Here is a 14,628-nt window from a genome sequence, read left to right on the forward strand (position 1 = left end):
GGTCGTCAGCCGGGGCTGCTCAAACCCTGCCAGTGGCGCGCACCGACAAAGATGAAGCGCAGTTGCTGGGTGATCTTCTCTTGCGCGCTGAGCGGCTGGGCGGTGTGCGGGTCAGGGCTGTCGATCAGCTCGGGCAGGGTGGCGAACACGGTCTTGACCACCAGGTCGGCCATCACTTCCAGGGCTGCCGCATCAAGGTGCTTCCAGCGCGGCATCAGGCCGAGGTCAGTGGCAAGGTCGGAACTGATGTGCTGGCGCAGGCGAGCGATGGCCTGGCGCACCGGCTGCGAGCCACCGTACTGCTCGCGGGCGAGAAACAGGAACTGAGTGCGGTGCGCGGCGACCATGTCGAGAAAGATGCGTACCGAGGCATCGGTGATGCCGCCCATTTCAAATTCGTTTTGCCGCACCAGGCGGATCGCATGGCGGAAGGTCGCGTCGACTTCTTCGACCAGGGCCAGGCCGAGGGCGTCCATGTCGGGGAAGTGGCGATAGAAACCGGTGGGCACGATGCCGGCGGTCTTGGCCACTTCGCGCAGGCTGATGCTGCCAAAGCCACGGCCGCTCTCCATCAACTGGCAGGCAGCGTCCAGCAGGGCTTGACGGGTCTGGAGCTTCTGTTCGGCGCGAGGCAGCATGGGGCAGGCTTCTGTGGCTGTACGACGGGTTATTCTGGATAAAAAAACAAAGCCCGGTCAATGGACCGGGCTTGGAGGGTAGCAGGCGCAGTATCGAGGATCGACCTTTTCTGCCATGGCAATCAGCTCACACGGCTGAGTTCAACCAGACGATCCGAGCCACCTTCGGCTACTCGGCCATTACGCTCGATCAGGCGGTCGGAGCCACCTTCGGCTACTCGGCCACTGCGCTCGATCAGACGGTCCGAGCCACCTTCAGCGACGCGGCCAGTGCGCTCGATCAGGCGATCCGAGCCACCTTCGGCGACGCGGCCAGTGCGTTCGATCAGGCGATCAGAGCCGCCTTCAGCTACGCGGTCAGTACGTTCGATCAAACGATCCGAGCCACCTTCGGCAAGGGTATTCAGGGTTTGCACGGCGGCGGCGTCGCTGGAGCGCGATTCGGCGGTCAGGTGCTGCTCCTGACCAGGCAAGGCGAAGGCACTGGTGGCTGCGATGGACAGGGCAAGGCTAAGCAGTAATTGGCGTTTCATGATCAGGGCGCTCCTCTGGAGGGCTGGAAAGTGGGTACGAAGCCAATGCTACCCGCCGCACCGCCAGAGAAAAGTTCATAAGGATAATGGTAACAATCGACGGGATTGATACTGTTGCAGCAGCGCCTCTAGCCCAGGCATTTCGGCGCTTCGCGCATGCCACTGAGCCACTTGGCAACCCGTCAATCTCACCGCAAAGTTGATGAGGTCGACAGAAAATTCCTGGCTAGAATGCGCCATGGATTAAACCCAGCGGCTTTTCATCAGTCCCACTTGTTAAGTGTCACCGTCGTGGCGCCATGAGCCATGCAGTCAGGAGAATCACGCAATGACGCGCCCCGCCAGAATCATCACCTGGACCCTCGCCACACTGATCACCTTGCTGGCGATCCTGGTGGTGGTGATCGCCACCTTCGACTGGAACCGCGCCAAGCCGTTTCTCAATGAGAAAGTCTCGGCCGCCTTGCAGCGACCGTTCGCGATCAACGGCAACCTCGCCGTCAAATGGCGCACCGAGCCCGAAGAAGGCGGCTGGCGCGCCTGGGTGCCATGGCCGCACTTCATTGCCGAGGACCTGACCCTGGGCAACCCGGAGTGGCTCAAACAGCCGCAGATGGTCGGCCTGGAGAAGGTCGAATTTCGCCTGTCACCGCTGCCGCTGATCGTTCAGCACATTGTCATCCCGCGCATCAACCTGACCAAGCCCAACGCCAGCCTGACCCGCCTGGCCGATGGCCGCGCCAACTGGACCTTCGATTTCGGGCCCAAGGATGAAAATGCCGAACCGTCGAAATGGGTGCTGGATATCGGCGCCATCGGTTTTGATCAGGGCAATGTCAGCTACAACGACCAGATCCTCAAGGCCGACATGAAAGTGCAGATCGACCCGCTGGGCAAGCCAATCCCGTTCAGCGAGATCGTCGGCAAGGCCCGCGCCGAGAAAAGCGCCGGCGCTCAGGACTATGCCTTTGGCCTCAAAGCCAGCGGCCGCTACAAGGATCAGCCGGTATCCGGCACCGGCAAGATCGGCGGCCTGCTGGCGCTGCAGGACGCCAGCCAGCCGTTCCCGCTGCAGGCCGACGTGCGTATTGCCGACACCCATGTGGTGGTCGCCGGCACCCTGACCGACCCGCGTAACCTGGGCGCGCTGGACCTGCGGCTGAAGCTGTCCGGCGCTAGCCTGGGCAACCTCTTCCCGCTGACGGGCGTGACCCTGCCGGACACGCCGGCGTACTCCACCGACGGCCATCTGCTGGCCAACCTGCACGCCGCCGAGGGTGCGCGGTTCAGCTATGAAGGCTTCAACGGCAAGATCGGCGACAGCGATATTCATGGCGATCTGGCCTTTGTCGCGAGCAAGCCGCGGCCCAAACTGAGCGGCAAGCTGGTCTCCAACCAACTGCTGTTCAAGGACCTTGCTCCCTTGATCGGCGCTGACTCCAACGCCGAGCAAAAGGCCCGTGGCGGTGCCAGCAAGCAGCCAGGCGACAAAGTGCTGCCGGTCGAAGAGTTTCGGACCGAGCGCTGGCGTGCAATGGATGCCGACGTCAGCTTCAGCGGCAAGCGCATCGTGCACAGCTCCAAGTTGCCATTCAACGACCTGGCCGTGCACCTGATCCTCGATGACGGCCTGCTGCGCCTGCAGCCGCTGCGCTTTGGCGTGGCTGGGGGCAACCTCGCCGCCAACATCCGCCTGGACGGGCGCAACGTGCCGATGCAGGGCCGGGCCCGGCTGACTGCGCGTGGCTTCAAGCTCAAGGAGCTGTTCCCGGGCTTTGCGCCGATGCAGACCAGCTTTGGTCAGCTCAACGGCGATGCCGATATCAGCGGGCGCGGCAATTCGGTCGCGGCGCTGCTCGGCACCGCCAACGGCGAGATGCGCATGCTGATCAACGATGGCGCCATCAGCCGCGAGCTGATGGAGCTGGCTGGCCTTAACGTGGGTAACTACGTGGTCGGTAAACTGTTCGGCGACAAGGATGTGCAGATCAACTGCGCAGCAGCCGATGTTGGCATCAAGGACGGCCTGGCGAGTACGCGCGTATTTGTCTTCGATACCGAGAACGCAATCATCTATGTCGATGGCACGGTCAACCTGGCCAGCGAACAACTCGACCTGAAGATCACCCCGGAGTCCAAGGGCCTGCGTCTGTTCTCGCTGCGCTCGCCGCTGTACGTACGCGGCAAGTTCGCCAAACCCAGTGCTGGTGTGCAGGCGCTGCCGCTGGCCTTGCGCGGCGCCGGCATGGTTGCCCTGGGTGTTGCGATTGGCCCCGCAGCAGGGCTACTGGCGCTGATTGCACCGGGTGACGGCGAGCAGAACCAGTGCACGCCATTGCTCGAGCAAATGAAAGCCGGCAAGGCGCCGGCTGAGGTCAAGACGAAGAAGTAAGGCGGGTTGGATATCGGCCTCTGCACCGCGATTGCGGGCAGAGGCCAAATCGCTAGCGGATCACAGACCCTTGAGCAGGTCGGCCATATCATCGGCGTGCTCTTCTTCCTGGGCCAGGATGTCTTCGAAGATGCGACGGGTAGTCGGGTCGCTCTCGCCGATGTACTGGATGATTTCGCGGTAGCTGTCGACCGCGATGCGTTCAGCTACCAGGTCTTCCAGCACCATCTCCTTGAGCGAGTTGCCCGCGACGTACTGCGCGTGGGAGTTCTTGCTCAGGTTATCCGGGTTGAAGTCCGGCTCGCCGCCCAGCTGGACGATACGCTCGGCCAGTTTGTCGGCGTGTTCGGCTTCCTGGGTGGCGTGCTCGAGGAACTCGTCAGCAGCTGCTGCTGCCTTGATCCCGCTGGCCATGAAGTAGTGGCGCTTGTAGCGCAGCACGCACACCAGCTCGGTCGCCAGCGACTCGTTGAGCAGCTGGATGATCTTCTCGCGGTCGGCGCTATAGCCTTCGGTCACGGCGCCGTCTTCAACGTGCTGGCGGGCGCGTTCGCGCAGGGTGTGTTTATCAGTTAGTTCAACGTTGCTCATGCTCATCTCCGAGATATCAGGGTGGTCAGGGCTTCAGGAAGACTCAGGCGCCAGTTGCGGCTTTCTTGTCTTCTTCGCGTTGTTTGCAGGTCTTGAAACCTTTGGCATCGACATGGCCGGTGGCATCGAAGCGCACGTAGTACGGCTGCTGATGGCCATCACGGTTGAGGATGTAGTCGTTGCAGGTGCCGCCGTTGGGCAGGTCAATGACCATCGACGGGCTGCCACCGATGGCGATTACCTTCTGCATGGTCATGCCGTTCTCGACCTGCTTGACCAGCGGCTCGTCACGGTAGGTAACGTAATCCACCGGGTTTTCCGGGCGGCTGCCGCAGGCGGCCAGGGTTGCGCTGGCCAGAAGGATTGCCAAAGTCTGTTTGTACATGGTCCCGCTCCTTGCTCAGGGTGTGTGCAGGATTGGAACCGCAGCGCGGCTCAGGAGTTCGATTGTGGCCGTCATCTAGCTCGCGTTAGTGTTGGCGCACGGTCAAGCCCGAGGAGACAGCGATGAAGCAGGATCTGGCGACGCGATACCCAGTGGTGCTGGTGCCGGGCATGCTCGGTTTTGTGCGATTGCTGGTTTATCCGTACTGGTTCGGCATCGTTGCGGCCCTGCGCCGTGGCGGGGCCAAGGTCTATCCGGTGCAGCTGTCGCCGCTGCACTCCAGCGAGGTGCGTGGCGAGCAGTTGCTGGCGATCATCGAAGACATCTGCCAGCGCAGCGGCGCCGCCAAGGTCAACCTGATCGGCCACAGCCAGGGCGCACTCAGCGCGCGCTATGCTGCTGCCAAGCGGCCAGACCGGGTCGCCTCGGTGACGTCGGTAGCGGGGCCCAATCACGGCTCGGAGCTGGCCGACCACCTCGAACGCACAGCGCCTGGCCACTCGCCCAAAGGGCGTATGCTGCGCGTCGTGTTGCACGGCCTGGCGCGGTTGATGGGCTGGTTGGAAACAGGCTGGCGCCGTGAGCGGCTGCCGATCGATGTGCACGCTTCGCATCAGTCGCTGACCTGCGCCGGGGTGGCGCTGTTCAACCAGGCTTATCCACAGGGCGTGCCGCAGCAATGGGGCGGCGAGGGCGCCTATGAGGTCAATGGCGTGCGCTACTACTCGTGGTCGGGCACGCTCCAGCCCGGCCTGACCGACCAGGGCCGCAACCGCTTTGACGGCAGCAACCGCTTCTGCCGCCTGTTCGCCCGCAGCTTCGTCCGCGAGAAAGGCCAGTGCGACGGCATGGTCGGGCGCAACAGCTCGCACCTGGGCCAGGTGCTGGGCGATGACCACCCGCTGGATCATCTGGACATCGTCAACCAGTCACTTGGCGCGGTGGGCAAGGGCGCCGAACCGGTGCGGCTGTTTACCGAGCACGCTGTGCGCCTGAAAGCCGCGGGGCTCTGATGGCGCCGACGCTGGCAGGTGGAAATAGTTGGCTACACTCAGGCTTGGATCCGTGCATCGGGCGCGGAACAAGGAGACCACTCCATGAAGCGACTGCAAGCGCCATTGCTGGTATTGGGGATGTTGATCTGCGCGCAGGGCTTTGCCGCCACCGCCCAGCAGGAAAAGATGAAGAGCTGTAACGCCGACGCCACTGCGCAGACCCTCAAGGGTGATGAGCGCAAGGCGTTCATGAGCAAGTGTCTGAAGGTCACCCAGCAGGAGAAAATGAGCCGCTGCAACGCTACTGCCACCGAGAAGACCCTCAAGGGTGACGAGCGCAAAGCATTCATGAGTACCTGCCTGAAGAAGAAATGAGCTGTATCTATGTTTGCGCGCCGAAGGCTGGCAGACTGCGATTCTTTTCCGCTGTCTGCCCCTGAGGCTGTATGACTTTCACCCCTCGCCAGGTCACCCTGGCCAGCTGGATCATCGTCTTTGCCGGCCTGTTGCTGGCCCTGCCGTTGAAGTTGTTGCCAAGCCTGCTCGCCGGCCTGCTGGTGTTCGAACTGGTCAATATGCTTACCCCACGGCTACAGCCGATCATTGCCGGGCAGCGCGCGCGTTGGCTGGCAGTGGCGTTGCTGGGCACCTTGGTGGTGCTGAGCCTGACCTTGCTGATTGCTGGCGCGTTCAGCTTCCTGCTGCATGAAGCGGAAAACCCTGGCGCCTCGCTGGACAAGTTCATGCTGCTGGTGGAGCAGGCGCGCAGCCAGTTGCCGCCGTTCATCGAAGGCTACCTGCCGGCCAGTGCGGCCGAGTTCAAGGTGGCCATTGGCGAATGGCTGAGGAGCCACCTGGGCGAGCTGCAGCTGGTTGGCAAGGGCATGGCGCACATGTTCGTCACCCTGTTGATCGGGATGATCCTCGGTGCCATCGTCGCCTTGCAGCGCATCCCGGATATCTCCCGGCGCAAGCCACTGGCCGCGGCGATGTTCGAACGGCTGGCGCTGCTGGTGCAGGCGTTTCGCAATATCGTCTTCGCCCAGATCAAGATCTCGCTGCTCAACACCTTCTTCACCGGGATCTTCCTCGCCGTGGTGCTGCCGCTGTTCGGCGTGCACCTGCCGCTGACCAAGACCCTGATCGTGCTGACCTTCCTGCTCGGCCTGCTGCCGGTGATCGGCAACCTGATGTCGAACACGCTGATCACCATTGTCGGCTTGTCGCTGTCGATCTGGGTGGCGCTGGCGGCGTTGGGCTATCTGATCGTGATCCACAAGGTCGAGTACTTCCTCAACGCGCGGATCGTCGGCGGGCAGATAAGGGCCAAGTCGTGGGAGTTGCTGCTGGCGATGCTGGTGTTCGAGGCGGCGTTCGGCTTGCCTGGGGTGGTGGCTGGGCCGATCTATTATGCGTATCTGAAAAGTGAGCTGCGCCGCGCTGAGTTGGTGTGAGGCTGAGATTTTGGGGGCGCTTTGCGCCCCTTTCGCGACACGAGGCCGCTCCTACAGGGGACCGCGAACTACCTGCTTGCGCGGTCCCTGTAGGAGCGGCCTCGTGTCGCGAAAGGGCTGCAAAGCAGCCCCGACATACTCAACCGAGACGCAATTTCAGAGCCCTACACCGCGCCGTAACGCTTACGCGCCTCAATCGCCAGACCACTGCCGATGCTACCGAAGATATTGCCTTCAACGTGACGGGCATTGGGCAACATTGCCGCTACGCTGTTGCGCAGCGCCGGGATGCCGCTTGAGCCGCCGGTGAAGAACACCGTATCGACCTGGCTCTCACTGACGCCAGCCTTGTTCAGCAATTCGCTGACGCTGCCACGGACCCGTTGCAGCAGGCCGCCAATGGCGTCCTCGAACAACGCGCGGGTCAGCTCGACGGTCAGTTCCGGCTCGACCCGGCGCATGTCGATCTGGCGGCTGGGCTGATCGGTCAGCTCGATCTTGCTGGCTTCGATCTCCATCGCCAGCCAGTGCCCGGCACGCTGCTCGATCAGCTTGAACAGGCGATCGATGCCCAGCGCGTCTTCGATGTCATAGCGCATGTTGCCCAGCGCCAGCTGTGACTTCTGCGAATACACGGCGTTGATGGTGTGCCAGGTAGCCAGGTTCAAGTGGTAGCTGGTTGGCATCAGCGCGCCGCTCTTCATCTTGCTGCCGTAGCCGAACAGCGGCATCACGCCTTGCAGGCTCAACTGCTTGTCGAAGTCGGTACCGCCAATGTGCACGCCGCCGGTGGCGAGAATATCGCTCTGGCGCTCGGCCAGATGGTGGCGATCGGGCGACAGGCGGATCAGGGTGAAGTCGGAGGTACCACCGCCGATATCGACGATCAGAACCAGCTCTTCGCGGCTGATGCCGGACTCGTAGTCGAACGCTGCGGCGATTGGCTCGTACTGGAACGAGACGTCCTTGAAACCGATCTTGCGCGCGACGTCGGCGAGGGTGTCTTCGGCTTCCTGGTCGGCCGCTGGATCATCGTCGACGAAGAAGACCGGGCGGCCCAGCACGACTTGCTCGAAGCTGCGCTCAGCGTCGGCTTCGGCGCGTTTTTTCAGCTCGCCGATAAACATGCCGAGCAGGTCCTTGAACGGCAGGGCGGTGCCGAGCACGCTGGTGTCATGCTTGATCAGCTTGGAGCCGAGCAGGCTTTTGAGCGAGCGCATCAGGCGCCCTTCGTAGCCTTCGAGGTATTCGTGCAGGGCCAGGCGGCCGTACACCGGGCGACGCTCCTCGATATTGAAGAACACCACCGAGGGCAAGGTGATCTTGCCTTGCTCGAGGGCGATCAGCGACTCGGCACCCGGGCGGTGCCAGCCGACCGTGGAGTTGGAGGTGCCAAAATCGATGCCCAGGGCACGGGCCGGGGATACGTCGGACATGGACAATTTACTTCCGGAGGCAAAACGGCCGCGCAGTTTATGCCCTTTGCCAGCAGAATCAAGACCAGTCGTCTGCTCCACGGCAACCCCAAACCGCCCTTGAAAGGCTATGCTTGGTCCCTATCTTCAGATGCAACACGCAAATTCACACTGGTGATCCATAGATGGACTTCAAAGACTATTACAAGATACTCGGCGTAGAGCCCACCGCGGACGATAAGGCGATCAAGGCCGCGTACCGCAAGCTGGCCCGCAAGTATCACCCCGATGTCAGCAAGGAGCGCGACGCCGAGGACAAGTTCAAAGAGGCCAACGAGGCCTACGAAGTGCTCGGTGACGCGCAGAAACGCGCTGAATTCGACGAGATCCGCAAGTATGGCGGCCAGCACGGCCGGCCGTTCCAGGCCCCGCCTGGCTGGCAGGGTCGCGGCGCTGGCGCGGACAATGGTTTTGAAGGCGGCGACTTCTCCGACTTCTTCAGCTCGATCTTTGGCGCACGTGGCGGCAGCCCGTTCGGACGCGGACAGCAGCAACAGCAACGCAGTGCGGGCAGACGAGGGCAGGACGTGGAACTGGAGCTGGCGGTTTTCCTTGAGGAAACCCTGAACAAAGAGTCCAAGCAGATCAGCTTCCAGATCCCGCAGACCAACGCCGCCGGGCAGCGCACCGGGTTCACCACCAAGACCCTCAACGTCAAGATCCCCGCCGGGGTCACCGACGGCGAGCGCATCCGCCTCAAAGGCCAGGGCGCGCCAGGGGTTGGCGGTGGCGCCAATGGCGATCTGTTCCTGACCATTCGCATGGCGCCGCATCCGCTGTTCGATGTCGAGGGCCATGACCTGATCATCACCGTGCCGCTGGCGCCGTGGGAAGCCGCGCTGGGCACCAAGGTCGCGGTACCGACCCTGACCGGCAAGATCAACCTGACCATCCGCCCGGACAGCCAGAGCGGCCAGCGCCTGCGCGTCAAAGGCATGGGTTTGAGCAACAAGCAGGGCGAGCGCGGTGATCTGTACGCGCAACTGAAGGTGGTGATGCCGGCGCAGTCGGACGACGCCACCCGTGAACTGTGGGCCAAGCTTGCCGAGAAGGCCGCGTTCAACCCGAGGACTCAATGGAGTAGTTGATCATGAGCAGCACCCTGATCGTTCAACTGGACATGCGCACCCTCTGCCAGGAAGCCGATATCACGGCTGACTGGGTGATCGAAATCGTCGAGCACGGCATTGTTCAACCATCGGGGCGAACGCCGGAAGACTGGCTGTTCGACGACCGCGCGCCGGTAACCCTCAAGCGCGCGGTCAAGCTGCATCAGGAGCTGGAACTGGAGTGGGAAGGCGTGGCGCTGGCGTTGGAGTTGCTGGAAGAAGTGCAGCACCTGCGTAGCGAAAACACCATGCTGCGCCAGCGCTTGGGGCGGTTTACCCAGATGTGATCCGCTGCGGCATCATCGGCTGGCGCGTACCTGTAGGAGCGGGGTTCAGGATCAGTTGCATGAAGGTCAGGTCCAGCCAGCGACCAAACTTGATGCCGACCTGCGGCATCTGCCCGGTCACGACAAACCCCAACCGCTCATGCAGCCGCACCGACGCTGCATTGCCGCTCTCGATCGCGGCCATCATCACATGCTTGCCGCAGCCACGCGCACGCTCGATCAATGCCGCCAGCAGCAACGGCCCCAGGCCCTTGCCACGTTGATCATCGCGCACATACACCGAATGCTCGACGGTATGTCGAAACCCCTCGAACGGCCGCCAATCGCCAAATGACGCATAACCCAGCACGCCGCTGTCATCAGCCATCACCAGGATCGGATAACCCTGCTCAGCCCGCGCCGCGAACCAGGCCTGGCGGTTGGCCAGGTCCACCGGTGTCTCGTTCCAGATCGCCGTGGTGTTGCGCACGGCATCGTTGTAGATGGCGAGAATGCCCGGCACATCGGCAGCCTGGGCATCGCGAATCGGGTAGCTCATGACGACGTCTCGCAGAAGGATTGCCTGCAGATTAAATGGTTACCAACCCGCGCACACCTTCAGCCTGCATGTTTTCGCCACGGCCCTGCTGGATGATCTCGCCGCGGGCCATCACCAGGTACTGGTCGGCCAGCTCCTCGGCAAAGTCATAGAACTGCTCGACCAGCAAAATGGCCATGTCGCCACGGTCGGCCAGCTTGCGAATCACCGCGCCGATTTCCTTGATCACCGAGGGCTGGATGCCTTCGGTAGGCTCGTCGAGGATCAGCAAGCGTGGCCGGCTGGCCAGGGCGCGGCCGATGGCCAGCTGCTGTTGCTGGCCGCCGGACAAATCACCGCCACGGCGCTGCTTCATCTGCTCGAGCACCGGGAACAGCTCGTAGATAAATGCCGGCACTTCGCGCGCCTCGCGGGCCGGGAAGCGCGACAAGCCCATCAGCAGGTTCTCTTCAACGGTCAGCCGGGCAAAGATCTCGCGCCCCTGTGGCACGTAGGCGATGCCGGCATGCACCCGCTGCTGCGGCTTGAGGCTGGTGATCGGCTGGTTTTCCCAGTGCACGCTGCCTTCGCGCGCCGGCACCAGGCCCATCAAACAGCGCAGCAAGGTGGTCTTGCCGACCCCGTTACGCCCGAGCAGGCAGGTCACTTCACCGACCTTGGCCTCGAATGACAGGCCACGCAGGATATGGCTGCCGCCGTAGTACTGATGCAAGGTATCGATTTTCAGCATGTGCAAATCCTTGAACGCAACGGTTGACGCGGTCTGTTGGCAAACAACGATCAGCGGCCCAGGTAAACCTCGATCACCCGCTCATCCGCCTGCACCTGCTCCAGCGAGCCTTCGGCCAGCACGCTGCCTTGGTGCAGCACGGTGACGTGGTCGGCGATGCTGCCGACAAAACCCATGTCGTGCTCCACCACCATCAGCGAATGGCTGCGCGCCAGGCCCTTGAACAGCTCGGCGGTAAATTCGGTTTCGACATCGGTCATGCCTGCCACGGGCTCATCGAGCAGCAGCAACTGCGGCTCCTGCACCAACAGCATGCCGATTTCCAGAAACTGCTTTTGCCCGTGGGACAGCAGCCCGGCCTGGCGCTGGGCCAAGGGCAGCAGGCGCAACTGGGTCAACACCGACTCGATCCGCTCGCGCTGCTCGGAGGACAGCCGCGAAGCCAGGCTGGCCCATACCGACTTGTCGGTCTTGAGCGCCAGCTCGAGGTTTTCATAGACGGTCAGCGCCTCGAACACCGTCGGCTTCTGGAACTTGCGACCGATCCCGGCCTGGGCGATCTGGTACTCGCTCATGCGGGTCAGGTCGAGGGTGTCGCCGAAAAACGCCGTGCCGGTGTCCGGGCGGGTCTTGCCGGTGATCACGTCCATCATGGTGGTCTTGCCGGCGCCATTGGGGCCGATGATGCAGCGCAGCTCGCCGACGCCGATGTACAGGTTCAGCGCATTGAGTGCCTTGAAGCCATCGAAGCTGACGCTGATGTCTTCCAGGCTCAGCACCGTGCCGTGGCGCACATCCAGGCCTTTGCCGCGACGCTGGCCAAGGCCGATCGCATCGCGGCCGGCGCCGATCTGGTCGAATACCGGTTCGAGCATGAACTCCGGGTGTACCGGTGGGATGCCTCTCATGGCTGGTTCCTTTTCTTCAACAGGCCGACCACGCCTTTGGGCAGGTACAGGGTGACGATGATGAACAGCGCGCCGAGGAAGAACAGCCAGAACTCCGGGAAGGCCACGGTGAACCAGCTCTTCATGCCGTTGACCAGGCCCGCCCCGAGCAGTGGCCCGATCAACGTGCCGCGCCCGCCCAGTGCCACCCATACGGCAGCCTCGATGGAGTTGGTCGGCGACATTTCGCTGGGGTTGATGATGCCTACCTGCGGCACGTACAACGCCCCGGCCAGGCCGCACAGCACGGCGCTGAGCACCCACACCAGCAGCTTGAAACCGCGCGGGTCGTAGCCACAGAACATCAGTCGGTTTTCCGCATCACGCAGCGCCGTCAGCAGGCGGCCGAACTTGCTCTGGGTCAGCCGCCAGCACAGGTACAGGCTGGCCAGCAGCAGGCCGACGGTGAGCAGGAACAACACCGCCCGGGTGCCTTGCGCGGCAACATCGAAGCCGGCAATGGTGCGGAAGTTGGTGAAGCCGTTGTTGCCGCCAAAACCGGTCTCGTTCCGGAAGAACAGCAGCATGCCGGCGAAGGTCAGCGCCTGGGTCATGATCGAGAAGTACACGCCCTTGATTCGCGAGCGGAAGGCGAACCAGCCGAACACCAGCGCGAGCAGCCCCGGCGCCAGCACTACCAGGCACAGCGCCCAGGCCAGATGCTGGGTGCCGACCCAGAACCAGGGCAGCTCGGTCCACGATAGAAAAGTCATGAACGCCGGCAGGCCGTCACCCGCCGCCTGGCGCATCAGATACATGCCCATGGCGTAGCCGCCGAGGGCGAAGAACAGGCCATGCCCCAGCGAGAGCATGCCGGCATAGCCCCAGACCAGGTCCAACGCCAGCGCGACGATCGCGTAACAAAGGATCTTGCCGACCAGCGTCAGGGTGTAGGCTGAGACCTGCAACGAGTGCTCTGCGGGTAGCAGCGACAACAGCGGCAAGGCCAGCAGCAGCAGGACGACAACGATGCCGATGGCCAGCGACAGGCGCGGCCCGGCCTTTTGTGCGGCGGTGACAAGCAGTGGCTGGTTCATCAGTCGATTACCCGTCCCTTGAGAGCGAACAAGCCTTGCGGGCGCTTCTGAATGAACAGGATGATCAGCGCAAGGATAAGGATCTTGCCCAGCACCGCACCGATCTGCGGCTCGAGCAATTTGTTGGCGATGCCCAGGCCGAACGCGGCCCACAGCGTGCCGGCAAGCTGGCCGACGCCACCGAGTACCACCACCAGGAACGAGTCGATGATGTAGCTCTGGCCAAGGTCCGGGCCGACGTTGCCGACCTGGCTCAGGGCGACTCCACCCAGGCCGGCAATACCTGAGCCCAGGCCGAAGGCGAGCATGTCGACGCGGCCGGTGGACACCCCGCAGCAGGCTGCCATGTTGCGGTTCTGCGTTACCGCGCGCACGTTCAGCCCCAGCCGGGTGCGGTTGAGCAACAGCCAGGTCAGCAGCACCACCGCCAGGGCAAAGCCGATGATGACCATGCGGTTGTAGGGCAGGACAAGGTTCGGCAGCACTTGAATCCCGCCGGATAGCCACGCCGGGTTGGCCACCTCGACGTTCTGCGCGCCGAACAGCAGGCGGATCGCCTGCATCAGGATCAGGCTGATGCCCCAGGTCGCCAGCAGGGTTTCCAGCGGGCGACCGTACAGATGGCGGATCACCGTGCGCTCCAGCGCCATACCGACTCCGGCACTGACCGCAAACGCGACCGGCAGGGCGATCAGCGGGTAGAACTCGATGGCGCCGGGCGCATAGCGCTGCAGTAGCACCTGGACCATGTAGGTGCTGTAGGCGCCGAGCATGAGCATCTCGCCGTGGGCCATGTTGATCACCCCGAGCAAGCCGAAGGTGATCGCCAGGCCCAGTGCTGCCAGCAGCAGGATCGAGCCCAGCGACAGGCCGCTGAAGGCCTGCCCGAGCAGTTCGCCGATGAGCAACTTGCGCTTGACCTGGGCCAGGCTGGTTTCGGCGGCGGTGCGCACGCCGGCATCGCTCTCGACGCCAGGCTGCAGCAGGGTTTCGAGACGAGTACGCGCCAGCGGGTCGCCGGTTTCGCCGAGCAGGCGCACGGCGGCGAGGCGCACCGAGGGCTCGCTGGCGACCAGTTGCAGGTTGGCCAGGGCCAGCGCCAGGGCGGCGTGCACGGCTGGGTCTGGCTCGTTGGCGAAGCGCCGATCAAGGAATGCCATCTGCGCCGGCTGGGCGCTGCGTTGCAGCTCGCCCGCTGCAGCCAGGCGCAGCTTGGCGTCATCGCTCAGCAGTTGATGGCTGGCCAGGGCGTTGTCGATCAGGCCGCGCAGGCGGTTGTTCAGGCGCAGTTTGCGGGTGTCGCCTTCGGCGATGCGGCCTTGTTGCAGCGCGGTCAGCAGGGCCAGCCGGGCGGGCTCTGGCTGGGCGGCCCAGTCCTGCAGCAGGCGGGCCTGGTCTGCGGGCTTGGCGGCGTAGAAAAGGTCGCCTTCGCTGGCCTGGGTTGCCAGCGGCAGCAGCAGGAGCAGGGCGAGCAGGAATCTGAGCATTTGTTGATCCTGTTGTGTCAGGGGGAGGCG

At 63.4% G+C, this 14,628-nt stretch carries 16 protein-coding genes; 6 read left to right on the forward strand and 10 right to left on the reverse strand.

All coding sequences use genetic code 11. From position 1 onward, the window contains the following. Positions 1-5: 5 nt before the first annotated feature. Positions 6-638: an HTH-type transcriptional repressor FabR gene (fabR, locus tag ACQZ2L_RS20415; protein ID WP_103435870.1), complete on the reverse strand. Its 633-nt coding sequence runs from the start codon at positions 636-638 to the stop codon at positions 6-8. A 122-nt stretch (positions 639-760) separates the two neighbouring features. Next, on the reverse strand, positions 761-1,171 hold the full coding sequence (locus ACQZ2L_RS20420) for a phage infection protein (protein WP_430327591.1): 411 nt from the start codon (positions 1,169-1,171) through the stop codon (positions 761-763). Positions 1,172-1,499: 328 nt separating this feature from the next. Between ACQZ2L_RS20420 and ACQZ2L_RS20425 the strand changes: the two genes are divergently transcribed. Next, entirely contained in the window at positions 1,500-3,563 is a 2,064-nt protein-coding gene (locus ACQZ2L_RS20425; protein WP_430327592.1) for an AsmA family protein, read from the forward strand. Between the two features lie 60 nt (positions 3,564-3,623). On the opposite strand, the gene ACQZ2L_RS20430 is transcribed toward ACQZ2L_RS20425, so the two are convergent. Together ACQZ2L_RS20430 and osmE are read right to left on the reverse strand one after the other, a co-directional pair. Then, complete coding sequence (locus ACQZ2L_RS20430) at positions 3,624-4,154, reverse strand: ferritin-like domain-containing protein (RefSeq protein WP_101316002.1); 531 nt, start codon at positions 4,152-4,154, stop codon at positions 3,624-3,626. 43 nt (positions 4,155-4,197) lie between these two features. Continuing rightward, positions 4,198-4,539 carry an osmotically-inducible lipoprotein OsmE gene (osmE, locus tag ACQZ2L_RS20435; RefSeq protein WP_101316004.1) on the reverse strand — a complete coding sequence of 114 codons (342 nt, stop codon included), beginning with the start codon at positions 4,537-4,539 and terminating at the stop codon, positions 4,198-4,200. Between the two features lie 122 nt (positions 4,540-4,661). Between osmE and ACQZ2L_RS20440 the strand changes: the two genes are divergently transcribed. The 3 genes from ACQZ2L_RS20440 to ACQZ2L_RS20450 all read left to right on the forward strand — a co-directional run bounded on the left by ACQZ2L_RS20440 (position 4,662) and on the right by ACQZ2L_RS20450 (position 6,988). Continuing rightward, a complete protein-coding gene (locus tag ACQZ2L_RS20440) occupies positions 4,662-5,552 on the forward strand; it encodes an esterase/lipase family protein (RefSeq protein WP_430327593.1) in 891 nt (296 codons plus the stop codon). 84 nt (positions 5,553-5,636) lie between these two features. Further along, positions 5,637-5,909 carry a PsiF family protein gene (locus ACQZ2L_RS20445; protein WP_430327594.1) on the forward strand — a complete coding sequence of 91 codons (273 nt, stop codon included), beginning with the start codon at positions 5,637-5,639 and terminating at the stop codon, positions 5,907-5,909. Positions 5,910-5,980: 71 nt separating this feature from the next. After that, complete coding sequence (locus ACQZ2L_RS20450) at positions 5,981-6,988, forward strand: AI-2E family transporter (protein ID WP_430327595.1); 1,008 nt, start codon at positions 5,981-5,983, stop codon at positions 6,986-6,988. Positions 6,989-7,152: 164 nt separating this feature from the next. Here ACQZ2L_RS20450 and ACQZ2L_RS20455 read toward each other — a convergent pair whose 3' ends face one another. Then, positions 7,153-8,424 carry an Hsp70 family protein gene (locus tag ACQZ2L_RS20455; protein ID WP_430327596.1) on the reverse strand — a complete coding sequence of 424 codons (1,272 nt, stop codon included), beginning with the start codon at positions 8,422-8,424 and terminating at the stop codon, positions 7,153-7,155. Between the two features lie 164 nt (positions 8,425-8,588). On the opposite strand from ACQZ2L_RS20455, the gene cbpA reads away from it, so the two are divergent. Both cbpA and ACQZ2L_RS20465 read left to right on the forward strand, forming a co-directional pair. Continuing rightward, entirely contained in the window at positions 8,589-9,551 is a 963-nt protein-coding gene (gene cbpA / locus ACQZ2L_RS20460; protein ID WP_430327597.1) for a curved DNA-binding protein, read from the forward strand. 2 nt (positions 9,552-9,553) lie between these two features. After that, positions 9,554-9,859, forward strand: coding sequence for a chaperone modulator CbpM (locus ACQZ2L_RS20465; RefSeq protein WP_430327598.1), 306 nt, complete (start codon positions 9,554-9,556; stop codon positions 9,857-9,859). On the opposite strand, the gene ACQZ2L_RS20470 is transcribed toward ACQZ2L_RS20465, so the two are convergent. Genes ACQZ2L_RS20470 through urtB form a run of 5 tightly spaced genes read right to left on the reverse strand, consistent with a single transcriptional unit; the run spans position 9,846 to position 14,598 of the window. Continuing rightward, positions 9,846-10,397, reverse strand: coding sequence for an N-acetyltransferase family protein (locus tag ACQZ2L_RS20470; protein ID WP_430327599.1), 552 nt, complete (start codon positions 10,395-10,397; stop codon positions 9,846-9,848). The two genes, ACQZ2L_RS20465 and ACQZ2L_RS20470, sit on opposite strands and share 14 nt — an antisense overlap. A 31-nt stretch (positions 10,398-10,428) precedes the next feature. Continuing rightward, the gene (urtE, locus tag ACQZ2L_RS20475; RefSeq protein ID WP_430327600.1) at positions 10,429-11,127 is read right to left on the reverse strand and encodes an urea ABC transporter ATP-binding subunit UrtE; all 699 of its coding nucleotides are present in this window, start codon (positions 11,125-11,127) and stop codon (positions 10,429-10,431) included. Between the two features lie 50 nt (positions 11,128-11,177). Then, the gene (urtD, locus tag ACQZ2L_RS20480; RefSeq protein ID WP_430327601.1) at positions 11,178-12,035 is read right to left on the reverse strand and encodes an urea ABC transporter ATP-binding protein UrtD; all 858 of its coding nucleotides are present in this window, start codon (positions 12,033-12,035) and stop codon (positions 11,178-11,180) included. Further along, on the reverse strand, positions 12,032-13,111 hold the full coding sequence (urtC, locus tag ACQZ2L_RS20485; protein ID WP_430327602.1) for an urea ABC transporter permease subunit UrtC: 1,080 nt from the start codon (positions 13,109-13,111) through the stop codon (positions 12,032-12,034). The genes urtD and urtC overlap by 4 nt, the downstream gene beginning before the upstream one ends. Beyond that, a complete protein-coding gene (gene urtB, locus ACQZ2L_RS20490) occupies positions 13,111-14,598 on the reverse strand; it encodes an urea ABC transporter permease subunit UrtB (protein ID WP_430327603.1) in 1,488 nt (495 codons plus the stop codon). The genes urtC and urtB overlap by 1 nt, the downstream gene beginning before the upstream one ends. Positions 14,599-14,628: the final 30 nt, after the last annotated feature.

The organism is Pseudomonas shirazensis, from assembly GCF_050496565.1.
In the GTDB taxonomy this organism is placed as follows: Bacteria; Pseudomonadota; Gammaproteobacteria; order Pseudomonadales; family Pseudomonadaceae; genus Aquipseudomonas; species Aquipseudomonas shirazensis_A.